12 protein-coding genes and 1 tRNA gene are annotated in these 12,068 nt (G+C 59.0%); 8 read left to right on the top strand and 5 right to left on the bottom strand.

Features of this window, described 5'->3' with window-relative positions:
- Positions 1 to 156 precede the first annotated feature (156 nt).
- Positions 157 to 2,187, top strand: a complete 2,031-nt coding sequence (locus NKI52_RS06845; protein ID WP_352697395.1) for a transcriptional regulator — start codon at positions 157 to 159, stop codon at positions 2,185 to 2,187.
- Between the two features lie 122 nt (positions 2,188 to 2,309).
- On the opposite strand, the gene NKI52_RS06840 is transcribed toward NKI52_RS06845, so the two are convergent.
- The 3 genes from NKI52_RS06840 to NKI52_RS06830 form a co-directional block, all read right to left on the bottom strand.
- Positions 2,310 to 2,528 (bottom strand): hypothetical protein, encoded by a 219-nt coding sequence (locus tag NKI52_RS06840; RefSeq protein ID WP_031212349.1) that lies wholly within the window; start codon positions 2,526 to 2,528, stop codon positions 2,310 to 2,312.
- Between the two features lie 136 nt (positions 2,529 to 2,664).
- Positions 2,665 to 3,357, bottom strand: a complete 693-nt coding sequence (locus NKI52_RS06835; protein ID WP_352697393.1) for a L,D-transpeptidase — start codon at positions 3,355 to 3,357, stop codon at positions 2,665 to 2,667.
- The gene (locus NKI52_RS06830) at positions 3,354 to 4,325 is read right to left on the bottom strand and encodes an ABC transporter substrate-binding protein (protein WP_502897742.1); all 972 of its coding nucleotides are present in this window, start codon (positions 4,323 to 4,325) and stop codon (positions 3,354 to 3,356) included. The genes NKI52_RS06835 and NKI52_RS06830 overlap by 4 nt, the downstream gene beginning before the upstream one ends.
- 903 nt (positions 4,326 to 5,228) lie before the next feature.
- On the opposite strand from NKI52_RS06830, the gene NKI52_RS06825 reads away from it, so the two are divergent.
- From NKI52_RS06825 to NKI52_RS06795, 7 genes are all read left to right on the top strand, one after another.
- Positions 5,229 to 5,618 carry a hypothetical protein gene (locus NKI52_RS06825; RefSeq protein WP_352575394.1) on the top strand — a complete coding sequence of 130 codons (390 nt, stop codon included), beginning with the start codon at positions 5,229 to 5,231 and terminating at the stop codon, positions 5,616 to 5,618.
- 35 nt (positions 5,619 to 5,653) lie between these two features.
- Entirely contained in the window at positions 5,654 to 6,094 is a 441-nt protein-coding gene (locus NKI52_RS06820) for a hypothetical protein (RefSeq protein ID WP_352697391.1), read from the top strand.
- A 113-nt stretch (positions 6,095 to 6,207) separates the two neighbouring features.
- The gene (locus NKI52_RS06815; RefSeq protein ID WP_156937405.1) at positions 6,208 to 7,203 is read left to right on the top strand and encodes a PDZ domain-containing protein; all 996 of its coding nucleotides are present in this window, start codon (positions 6,208 to 6,210) and stop codon (positions 7,201 to 7,203) included.
- A 38-nt stretch (positions 7,204 to 7,241) separates the two neighbouring features.
- Entirely contained in the window at positions 7,242 to 9,545 is a 2,304-nt protein-coding gene (locus NKI52_RS06810; RefSeq protein WP_352697389.1) for a lysozyme inhibitor LprI family protein, read from the top strand.
- 100 nt (positions 9,546 to 9,645) lie between these two features.
- A complete protein-coding gene (locus NKI52_RS06805) occupies positions 9,646 to 10,053 on the top strand; it encodes a lysozyme inhibitor LprI family protein (RefSeq protein ID WP_023678958.1) in 408 nt (135 codons plus the stop codon).
- Between the two features lie 117 nt (positions 10,054 to 10,170).
- Entirely contained in the window at positions 10,171 to 10,671 is a 501-nt protein-coding gene (locus NKI52_RS06800; RefSeq protein ID WP_156937407.1) for a hypothetical protein, read from the top strand.
- A gap of 86 nt (positions 10,672 to 10,757) precedes the next feature.
- Positions 10,758 to 11,129, top strand: coding sequence for a DUF4087 domain-containing protein (locus tag NKI52_RS06795; RefSeq protein ID WP_023678960.1), 372 nt, complete (start codon positions 10,758 to 10,760; stop codon positions 11,127 to 11,129).
- A 130-nt stretch (positions 11,130 to 11,259) separates the two neighbouring features.
- On the opposite strand, the gene NKI52_RS06790 is transcribed toward NKI52_RS06795, so the two are convergent.
- Both NKI52_RS06790 and NKI52_RS06785 read right to left on the bottom strand, forming a co-directional pair.
- A tRNA-Leu gene (locus NKI52_RS06790) sits at positions 11,260 to 11,344 on the bottom strand.
- A 73-nt stretch (positions 11,345 to 11,417) separates the two neighbouring features.
- On the bottom strand, positions 11,418 to 12,038 hold the full coding sequence (locus tag NKI52_RS06785) for a 2,3-bisphosphoglycerate-dependent phosphoglycerate mutase (RefSeq protein WP_023678961.1): 621 nt from the start codon (positions 12,036 to 12,038) through the stop codon (positions 11,418 to 11,420).
- Positions 12,039 to 12,068: the final 30 nt, after the last annotated feature.

Raw genomic sequence — 12,068 nt, 5'->3', positions numbered from 1 at the left:
GGCTTGGGCGGCGAGGTTTCGAGACCTTGCCGCGCTACATTTGCCTCCGGCAATGCCAGCATCCGGAGCGGGAATTCGCTGCCGGATGCACCGTGTCGCGTTTGGTGATAAAACAAAGGCCGACTGGCCAGCGTGGGAGCAGGCGTGGAAACTTACGTGGAATCCGCCCGATCGAGCCTCCACGGCGAGGTGGCCGGCTTTTCCGTGCGTCTGCTCGGACCGCTGACGATCGCACGCAACGGCATCATCATCCAGCTCCCAAAATCGCGCAAGCTGTGTGCGCTGCTCGCCTATCTGGCGCTGGCGCCGCATCCGGTCGGCCGCAGCCGCCTCTGCGAGCTTTTGTGGGATGTGCCGAACGACCCGCGCGGCGAGCTTCGCTGGTGCCTGAGCAAGCTTAGAGGCATCCTCGATGAACCGCATCATCGCAGGGTCGAGACACCAGGCGACACGATCGCGCTTGATCTGAGAGGTGCTTCCGTCGACGCTGTCGACATAGCCTCGGCCGCCGCCAAGGGCGTTGAGACGCTCGGTCTAGAGCGGCTGCAGGCTCTTTCCGGAATGTTCGCCGGCGACTTTCTCGATGGGCTGGAGATCGACCGCAGCCCGCATTTCAACAGCTGGCTGATCGCTCAGCGCCGCCGCTTCGGCTCTTGGCACGCCGCAATCCTGGAACATCTCGTCAACAAGCTTCCGGTGGATGCCGACAGAATGTCTTCGCATCTGGACAAATGGCTGGAACTCGCTCCGTTCGACGGGCGCGCGCATGTGGCTCTTCTGAAAGGGCTGGCGCAGCGCGGCCAGTTTGACGCGTGCGAGGAACATCTCGCTTCCGCAGCGCAGCTGTTTGCTTCGGAGGATCTGGATTTCGGACCCGTTCGTGAGGCATGGCGCACGATCCGCAACGAACGACCTGCCGCTACGCTCTGGGCGCGACCGTCACTCGTACCCGCGGCCCCTCACGCGTCAATTGTGCTTCCCAATTCCGACACTGCTGCATCGCAGAAGGCTTCGCTTGCGGTGATGCCGTTTGCCGAAGAGACGGCTGACGGCGGCCCACGCGGAGGCATCGCCGATGGCCTGACCCACGATATCATCACCCGCCTGGCCAAGCTCAGGGATTTCTTCGTCATCGCGCGCGGTTCGGTGTTTGCGCTCGCCGAAAAAAACATTGGGCCGGAGGATGCCGGCCGTCGGCTCAATGTCGATTATGTCGCCACCGGCACGGTACGCAGCCAGGCCGGCCGCGTCACCGTCGCGGTCGAGCTGGTCGAAGTGCGCACGGCCAGGATCGTCTGGGCCGAGACGTTCGAGCGCAAGCCGAACGACATCTTTGCCGTGCTCGACGACATCGGCAACAGCATCGTCTCGTCGATCTCGGCCGAGATCGAGACGGGCGAGCGCAACCGCGCCATGTTGAAGGCGCCCAATTCGCTGAACGCCTGGGAAGCCTACCACCGCGGTCTCTGGCACATGTATCGCTTCACCCGCGCGGAAAACGAGCAGGCCCGGCATTTCTTCGACATAGCCTTGAAGCTCGATCCGACGTTCGCCCGCGCCTATGCCGGCCTTTCCTTCACCCATTGGCAAAATGCCTTCCAGCGCTGGGGCGACCGCGACCACGAAAGCGCCCTGGCCTTCGAGGCAGCCGGCCAGGGCCTGCTCGTCGACGATCACAATCCGGCCGCTCACTGGGCCATGGGGCGGGCGCTGTGGCTGCGCGGCGAGCAGGACGGCTCCCTCATCGAGCTGGAACGCGCCGTAGACCTCAGCCCGAATTTCGCGCTCGGCCACTATGCGCTATCTTTCGTCCATTCGCAGTCCGGCGACCCGCAGGCTGCGATCGGCTCATCCGACCATTCCAGGCATCTGAGCCCCTTCGATCCGCTGCTGTTCGGTATGTTGGGCGCCAGGGCGATGTCGCATGTCCGGCTCGGCCAGTTCGACGAAGCCGCCGAATGGGCGCTGAAAGCAGCCGCGCGTCCCAACGCCCACGCCATCATCCTCGCGATTGCCGCGCATTGCCTTGCGCTGGCGGGGCGGCTGGACGAGGCACGAAGTTTCGCCGCTGCGCTGCGCAAGATGCTGCCGAACTACTGCGCCGACGATTTCATCGGCACGTTCCGCTTCGAGCCGGACGCCGAGGCACTGTTCCGGCAAGGCGCCAAGCGGATCGGGCTGGGGTGAGGCAGGCGCGCGGTTTGCCAGGCTCTCCAAACCGCTCATCGCGGCTGGCCGCCCCAAACATCGTCATGTCTGCAGCCAGGGCGCATCGTCAGGTTGGTTGCGAATTCGTCGACCAGAGCGGATCAGACGGGCTCAACCGATTTGACGTTGCCGTCGGTATCCACGAGGCAGCTTGTCTTCTTGCCACTGGCATCGAGTTCGACCTGATAGGTCTTGGAATCGAGCTTGCTCGATGAAACCGGAAGTATCTTCGTGCTGTCGACACCGCTCGCCTTGGCGACCGCATTGGCGCAAAGCAGTTGAAGGTCCGCCGGGGCCGTCTCGACCTTCGTCCTGGACATCTGGTCCTGAGGCGGCGGCGGTGGCGTGCTGACACAAGCGCTAACGGCTCCAGCCAGGAATCCGATTGCTGTCCCCCGGATCGAAGTTCTCACTGCATTTTTTCCCGACATTGCTTGTCCCTCTCCGAATGCCGCTTCACACACCCTTGTAAAGTGCCGCCCCCTGCATGAGAACGATGACCTTGGCCCCAACCTTGACGCGGGATGCGAGATCGACGATGTCGTCGTTCCTCATACGGATGCACCCCGATGACACGTCGAGCCCGATCGTCCAAGGCTCCGGGGTGCCGTGTATCCGGTAGATCGTGTCCTGGTCGCGCTCATAGAGATAGAGCGCCCTTGCGCCGAGCGGGTTGTCGGGCCCTCCCTCCATGCCTCCGGCGTATTTCACCGCCTTCGGATCGCGAGCGACCATTTCGGCCGGAGGTGTCCAGGTCGGCCACTCCGCCATGCGGCCGACGCGCACGATGCCGGCCCATCCAAACCCTTCCCGGCCCACGCCGATGCCGTAGCGCATGGCCCGCTGACCCGGCTGCACAAGATAGAGAAAGTGCTGATTGCCATCGATAATGATCGTGCCTGGCACTTCCGCGGTGCGGAATTTGACCATCTGCGGACGAAATGCCTCGGGCACCTCATTATGCGCGGCGTAGTATTTGCGCGCCTTGGTGCGATCGTAGTCCACCCATTTGTGGCTTTTCGGGTCGAAAACCTGTGTTCCCTCAGCCAGCGCCGCCACCGCGACAAGACCGAACGCCGCGGCGACGACTGCCGTGAGGGAGCGCCGCCGGACGGTGCCGCGTTCCGCGAACATAGGATTTCCGCTCATGGATTTGCCCACCCGTGCACCCGTGCGCCTTGTGCGGCAACCCATTGTTTGGCGTATTCGTAAGGATCCTGACGCTCTACCTGGAGCGCATAACTCATCTTGGTGATTTCCTCGGGCTTCAGCTCGACCCGTTCCAGGAACGCCACCACCTTCGGATATTTTTTGCGCAGCGAGGTGGCGTAGGCGATATGGAAATGTGCGGTATCCCATGATACCGGCGCGCTGGACTTCGAGACCCAGAGCGGGTCCTCTGACGGCAGTACGATCTTCCACTTTGCCGGATCAAAGGGCGGCTCGGTAAGCCGGACAATGTCGTGCAACTCAAAGACGTGGTGCGGCGCGTAGCAGGCAAACACCATCGGATGATCCGTGGCGACCGCGGCATCGACAGCCGCCATTCCGGCATCCTCGGGCGTCTCCAACAAGGTCATTGTCTTGGCATAACCATAGCTGTTGGCGCGGACGCGCTCGATAGCGGTTGAGGACCAACCCTCAGCGCCGATCCAGAGTTCGCCGCGTCCGTCGCCATCGGTATCCAACGCGGCCGTTTTCTTCGTATCGCTGAGATCCGAAACATCGTGAATTCCAAATTTGTCGGCTGCTTCACGCGTCGCGCAAATGCCTTGCCAGGCCGGCACTCCAATGGGGCTGATGGCCACGGTGCCGGCCCCGTCCACATACTTCTTCACCAGATTATCCAGATTGGGCAGCCAGATTTCGGGATGAATATCCACCTCACCAGAATTGAGACCGGCAAAGGCAATAAGCGTCCCCATCTCGCGCACGTCGGCATCGAGCCCGAAATTTTCCTTCAGGCTGACCTTGAGGATATTTGCCGTCGCCTGGCCCGACGGCCAGTTCGGCATTGCAATGACGAGGTCAGCCGCGTGGACCGGGATGTTTAGCGCCAGCATCGTCAATGCCGCCAGCGACACTTTCCGCAGGCACTGCCGAAATCGGTTGTGCATCTCTTCCCCCTCGCTTCGGTGCTGAAATGAACCGCGACGGGAACAATCTGTCGCGGCAAGCACCTGGTTGTGACACCAGCCCCATCTTCTGACGGGCAACTGCTGAAGGTGCAGCAGTGCATTCGCCAAAGAGAGCGCCTTCACGTGCCGCCCCTGCACGCTACCCGATGACAATCCGACTGGGAAGATGCCCACGACGCGGCCGCGGCGCCCCCACTGCGCCCCTATTTGGCACGCCGCAGCGTTGAAAAGTCGGGCAAAGGGGCGCGTTTCTTTCGGCCCTCGCAACGGTTGGCTGGGTTCGAAAAAATACCACAATAGATCGCGATTAGGGCGATTCGTATAAGATGTGGTATCGTCGCGCATTTTTTGTAGAGTTGGCGCAAAATTCACAACAACATAGAATATTACTTGTACGAACTCGGCTTAATGAGAACAAAACTAAGGAAGCATTCCGGAATCTTGCTACTGATCACATTTCAGTATCTGCTAAGATAGCCCGTGCTGATTCCGAATTATTAAGCATTTGCAAAATTCAATCCTGCGATATTGGGATTTGTCCTTGTCATAGGCTGACTCGGATGCATTTCTTGGAAGCACAGCCGCGTCAGCGGATCGTTGAAACATGCTTGGGCGGACGGGGCACTAAGCATGGAGAGGAATATTGACACTCGCTAATGCGGCGGCCCCCGCTGGGAGCGTTCCCTCCCACGTAAGAGATTACGGCAACCGTCGGCTAAGTCGTCGAATGCATCGACCACAGCCTGGCTCTCGTTTGATGGCCGGCGAAGCTTTGCCCTCCTCCGATTGGCGCCAGCCTTCGCGGCAAAAGCGGGGATCGCCGCCTGCAATGGCCTTCCGATATGGACGATGTCCGCCGCCAGCCAGTCGGAGGAATGAATCATGAAACTCGTAATCTGTGCGGCCTTGGCCACTGCTTTGATGGCGATCGTCGGTTGTACCACCGACGACTACGATGGTTGTCGCGGAAAGGGCTGCCTGGTTGATCGGTCCCATAAAGGGAGCCGGAAGATAGACGACCGGCCGCAGTTCGACAGGAACGGCAATCCCAACTTCGATACCAGGGGCCGTTACATCGGCTGCCATGGGCTCGGATGTAAAGTCGACGATCCTGATGACGGGGATCAAAGTATCGACGACAGACCGCAGTACGACAGAGAAGGCAATCCCAACTTCGATACGCAAGGCAACTACCAAGGCTGCCGCGGCATCGGCTGCGAGGTCGATACACCGGACGATGACAGTTCATCGAACGATGACGATTCCGATTAAGGGACTCGGGGGGGCGAACAAGGAGGAAGCCAATCATGTCTGAATTCAGCGGCCTGGTCCGGCGACGTGTCAAAATCGTCATGGTCGGCCTCACGGGGCTGGGAATGGCGCTGACGTCCGCTTTCGCTGCGAATAACGCCTGTGACGGTATAAAGGTCGAAGTGACGAAGGCGCGCAAGCAGGAATATGCCCCTCTCGTCGTCTCGGCGATGACCAATAAGTTCAAGCCCGCTCAGGCAAAGTTCTTCTCGATCATGGAGAGCGGCAGCTGGAGCGCCGCCTACGTCTCCACGCCGGTGAGCGACGACGGCGTGATGTTCTTCCAGACAGTCGACGGAAAGAAGCAGTTTCGCGACGTGTGGGGCGGCTATGCCGAGCCGTCGGAAAAACCTGAACTGGTATCCTGGGCGAAGAAGCTCGGAGCGCCGCAAGACCTGGCAAAGTGTTTTGCCGAGACAGTTACGGAACGACGGTGATGATCGCTGGAAATTGCCGCTGACCGTTGGTGCAGGGGGAGAATGATTGGTGAGCGCTCCGGGGCGCCGGGGCTCTGAGATCGACTCCAATCATCAGCTGCAGGATGTGCAAAATGCAAAGTCTTCGAAAATCCAGACTGATCGTGCAGTTCGCCCGTGCATTGGCAACGTCAGTGAAAATGACGGCCGTCGTAAGCGTAACCGTCCCGCAAACGATCAATATTGCGCATGCCAGCAAGTATGATCTGCCGAAACCCTACGTCTCCCGGGCTCTTGATGCGGTTCTGATACCGATCAATCACGCCTCTCGGCACCGCTACCAGATCCCGCCAAAACTTCGCGGGGTGTATGTCCTGGCTGTTGCACCCCATGGCATTGCCGCGCGGCAAGGTATCCGACCGGGTGACGTGCTTGCCACAGTGCGGCATCAACCGATTTCGACGCCGGTTGATGTCGACAGACTCGTTTGGGCCGCCCTTGCCGTGAGTGCCACCAGTTTCCTGTTTGGCGTGAACCGCGGGACAGAAGTCGCAGATGTCGTCGAGGTCAACACCAACATCACCGTCAACAACTTCAACACCAACATCTCGGTCGACAATATTTCGCAATGGACGAGCGTCGACAATCGAGAGGAGTGGACGCAGATCGTCGATGAGTATGACGACGAGATGGAGACGGGCCTCAATGATACGAGCTATCGCGAGGACGACTCGCAGCCTGGCGACGCCAATCCGGACGCAAATGTGTCTTCTCCCGATGCTGACGACGACGATACCAGCACCGATACTGACGACAATAGCCCGGCCGACAGTACCGACGACAACAGTTCCGATCAGGACGATTCGAGCGATCAGAACGACGATGAAAACTCAACGGACGGTGATGATGACAAGAACAGCACCGACACCGACGACGATAGCACGGATGACGATGCGTCGGATGACAGCACTGACAACAATGATTCCGACGATCAGGACGATTCCAGCGATCAGAATGACGATGACGACCCGTCGGCAGATGGTGAAGACGAAAACAGCACCGACAGTAATGACGATGCGTCGGATGACAGTAACGACGCTGACGGATCGGACGATGACGATGCCAACTAGCGGCGACCATGCCGGCAGTTCTAGACCGAGGACAATCGATGAAAACCGCGATGCTGACCGCTGCCATCGTTCTGGCCATGCCGGCTTTCGCATTTGCCCAGGACAAGTGCAACGACGCCGCCAAGGATCAGGCCGGCCCGAACGAGTGCGCCGATGCCGCGTCCAAGAAATCCGACAAGAAGCTCAACGAGCTTTACCAGCAGATCGAAACCCGCCTGAACGACGACGCGGATACCAGGACGCTTCTCGTTCAAGCACAGCGGGATTGGGTCAAATTTCGCGACGCCGAGTGCAGTTTCCAGACCGCGGGAGCGGCTGGAGGAAGCGTGATGCCAATGCTCATCGCGGAGTGCATGGACAGCCTGACGCAATCCCGTGTCAAAGATTTCGAGGGTTACCTGAAATGCAGGGAAGGCGATGCGAGTTGCCCCGTTCCGGCAGCGAACACATCACATGCCGTACCTGCCGTGGCCGATGAGAACGGCCAGGCCGGCCTTGCCCAGGCTGCCGACCCGATAACTATTCCATTGCAACATGTTAGGGGCCACGGAAGCGCTGACGTCGTTTATCACAATCTCGGGATTGCGTTGGGCATCAATGGTGCCAAGCCTCGTCTGTTCGAATTCGACACGGGGTCGGATGAGTTCAACGCCGAGATCGATTCGAGTGTCCCTGGCGTAGAGCCGGTGCACGGCAGCAAGCCCGAAATGTACGCCTATGGAGACGGCACCTATGGAGATTGGGTACAGCAGGTCCGGTTCGACAGCCTGTCCTATTACGATCCGGATGATCCCTCGCAGCCTGTCGTAACCTTCGACGGTGGCTATGGCGCCGGTCGGGTGGTGGATTACGTCTTCACCAAGGGTTTCGGCTATCTCAAGGATATGAAATTGACGCAAAAGCCCGTTGGCCACCGCGGCGATACGCCGGTCTATGCGGATCTTAATGCGCGCAAGAGCATGCAGAATGGCGAACCCGGTGGTTCGACGACGTTTTACGGTGTCTTTGGAGCCGGCGATTTTCTCGATGAGGGGGACGAGGCCGCCGCTCCCGCCAGTCAGACACAAAGCGGCTATGTGGTCTCGGCCAATGCAAATCTTGGAAAGAAGACGACACGGGGCTGCGCTCCCTGCCTGACGCTGAATTTGTCCCCCAGTCTGAGATCCCAGTTTACGGCCCTGATGCCCTGGGGCGAACTGGATTATGAATTCCGCCAGAGACGATTCCCGCGATCAGGCGCGAACGCATCCAATCACTACGAAGGGTCTTACCATTATACAATTTCTTTTGACTATAAGGGAAAGAAGCAGTCGGTTGATTTCAGTGGACCTGTTTTATTGGATACTGGATCGTCGACCTTTCTCGGTATCACCACAGAAGGCTTTTTTAATAAGCTTCGCTCGAAAGGATTTAAGCTTGATGAATATGATTATACGGTAGTCGATTTTAAGATTTTGGGATTTGAAGATAGTTTCAACAACAAGGAATACAGCGATGTCGTTATGGATCGACAAAGCGATGAGGAGGGGGGCAATGGAGTTGTTGTCGGGCTACCCTTCTTCCAGTCAAATTCCGTAATGTATGATCTGGAGAACAAGACGACCGCATATTCACCCTATTTTGTCAGCGCTGCTAACTTTACCACAGACGCGGCTGCCGAGGATCAAGTGCAGCTGAATCGCGCGACCAGCGATGCTGGAAGCAAAGGATGGCTCGGACTGGCCGGCATCATCTCCGGCGCCGGCGACTTCACGATCGAGAAGGATGCGGACGTGCGTATGACCGGGGCCAATACCTACACCGGCACAACCCATATCGCGGCCGATGGGTATCTTACTCTGGCCGGGCCGGGCAGCATCGAGCATTCCTCGCGCGTCATGGTCGACGGTGTGCTCAACATTGATCAGAAAGGAAACTACCTGAAGCCCTGGGGAGTGGCGCACTCCATGAACGATACGGCCATTCGCACCCTTAGCGGTAAAGGCGAGGTCTATCTGGGTGCGGGCAGACTGATCCTGACAGAAGCCGACGGGCAATTTGATGGAACCATCGCGAACTATGATGACGCCTGCGACAGCGGCGGCCTCGTGGTCGCCGGTGGCAAGCTGACGCTGAGCGGCAAGAACAAATATTCGGGCATGACGGAAGTGGCGGCGGGAGCGGAGTTGCACGTGACCGGCTCTTTGACCGGTGACGTTTCCGTCTCGGGACTGCTTGTCGTTGACGGAGAGGTCTCCGGCGAAGTCATGGTCAAGGAGGGCGGCACGCTGACCGGCTCAGGAAAGGTCGGCAACGTCACGGTCGCCGAAGGTGGCAAAGCTGATCCAATGAAAACCAGATAATCAGGCCATGGGCCGATCGTGGCAATAACGGACAGCTGACGAGAACATAGGGCGGGGCTGAGCAACTTAAGAGCTTGACTGCAACCGGAAAGGGAAATCGATGAAAATCGCGATACTGACTGCTGCCGTGGTTCTGGCTGCGCCGACATTCGCCCTTGCCAAGGACAAGTGCGCCGATGCCAAGGATCAGGCCACCATGAACCAGTGCTTCGGTGCCGAGTTCCAAAAATCCGACAAGAAGCTCAATGAGCTTTACAAGCAGATCGAAGCCCGCCTGAAGGACGATGCGGATACCAAGAAGCTTCTTGTTCAGGCACAGCGGGATTGGGGCAAGTTTCGCGACGCGGAGTGCAGTTTCCAGACCGCAGGCGCGGCCGGAGGAAGCATGATGCCAATGCTCATCGCGCAGTGCATGGACGGCCTGACGCAATCCCGTGTCAAAGGTTTCGAAGGCTATCTGAAATGCCAGGAAGGCGACATGAGCTGCCCTGTTCCGGCCGCGAACTGACACGTGCCACAGCTGATCTGATCACGATGATGTCGGCGGCGAGCGTGATGTCGCCGCCAGACATGAAAGGATGCGAGGGGCATCATCATTGTTTGAGGGACTTGAGGGAGGTGGATTATGAAACGCTATGGATCGTCGCTCGCATTGACAATTGCGGCATCTGTACTGTTGGCATGTGTCGTGCCGGCAACAGCCCAGACTGACATGAGCTTCGACATCAACGTCACGCTTTCCAAAAAGGCAGCCGCCAAGCTCGCGGCTGAAAAGGAGCGGATCGTTGTCTTCGCCTCCTATTACGGCGACCCGAAGAGGAGCGCCGAGAAGCGTGTAAACGAAATCGGCCAGATCGATCTCACGCCGCAGGACGAAGAGGTGGAGATACCGGGTACAGCGGGCCACGCTCACATCAGCGGCACAAAGGTCGACACGAAGCGTCTCGATTGGCTTGCCGGCCCTCCCGAGGTCAACGTCAACGTTGCGTCGGCGCGCAAGAGCAGTCCGGACAATCTGCTCAGCTGCGACTTCATCGACGGTCCACTAGGCGATGCCCAAAGGAAGACTGTGACGCTTCATTGCGGATTGATCGAAGAACATGTGGACACGAAGTTGAAGCCATAAGGCTTACAAATCATGCGCCTCGCCACCGGCGCCAACGTACATTACTCGCGGCATGACCTGCTTACTTCAGGGAGACAAAGATTCTCATGCGCCCGCTGTTCGCTATCTGTTTCGGCCTGGTCATCATGTCCTTGCCTGCGACCGCCCATGCCGAGCGCCGTTGTGGTTGGTACTCCAGCCCGACACCCGGCAACCTCGTCCTGACCGACAGTGACGGGGATTGGTGGATCCAGATGCAGGGACGACCGGATCCCAAAGGCATCGACAATGTGCCGGCCTTTGACGAGCGGCAATTCGTCGAGACCAATGTGCCTGGTTCGGGTCACGGCTACGGATGTGCGTGCATGAACGTCGTAACCAACGCCAAGCAACAGAAGATCACCAGAGTGATCTCGGGCCAAATCCTTCCGCTGCTGCGCTGTCGCAACGACAGATTGCTGCCTAACCCGGACGGATAGTTATTAGATATCTTGTGGATGCCATGGCTGACGGTAGGGCAGCCTAGAGCATTGGATCAAGAAAAAGCCCGGCAAACCGGGCTTTTTCTTGGGTCTCTGAAACCGCATCAATCGGTTCGAAACGGGAATTTGGTGCCCAGAAGAGGACTCGAACCTCCACTCCTTGCGGAACACGGACCTGAACCGTGCGCGTCTACCAATTCCGCCATCTGGGCTGGTGCGCGCTCATTAAGCGGGCGAGGGATGAGTGTCAACGCGCTTTTTTGAAAGCCGCGTTCCTTCTCCGGCTCAATGCTCCAGCACTTCTTTCGACGCCACCGTGGAATCGGCGTTGAGCGTGTAGATGATCGGCACACCGGTGCCGAGCTCGAGCTTGACGATCTCCTCGCCCGATTTGCCGTCCAGCGCCATGATCAGCGCGCGCAGCGAATTGCCGTGCGCCGCCACCAGCACGGTGCCGCCGCGCAGCACATGCGGTTGCAGATCGTGCAGGTAATAGGGCCAGACGCGCGCGCCGGTGTCCTTCAGGCTTTCACCGCCGGGCGGCGGCACGTCATAGGAGCGGCGCCATATATGCACCTGCTCCTCGCCCCATTTCTTGCGCGCATCATCCTTGTTGAGGCCGGAGAGATCGCCATAGTCGCGCTCGTTCAGCGCCTGGTCGCGAACGGTCTCGAGATCGCTCTGGCCAACGGCGTCGAGAATATGCTGGCAGGTCTTCTGCGCCCGGATCAGCGACGACGTGAAGGCGATGTCGAACTTCATGCCGCGCGCCCTGAGCTTGGCGCCGGCCGCCTTGGCTTCGGCATGGCCCAGTTCGGTCAGGTCGACGTCGCGCCAGCCGGTAAATAGGTTCTTCAGGTTCCATTCGCTCTGGCCATGGCGCACGAGCACGAGAGTTCTCGACATATTTGCTCCTTCAAATTTTGTGAATCAGCC

The sequence above is a fragment of the Mesorhizobium sp. M0590 genome (assembly GCF_040320905.1).
In the GTDB taxonomy this organism is placed as follows: Bacteria; Pseudomonadota; Alphaproteobacteria; order Rhizobiales; family Rhizobiaceae; genus Mesorhizobium.
The sequence above is the reverse complement of the archived record's forward strand: the minus strand, read 5'-3'. Positions and strand labels throughout refer to the sequence as shown.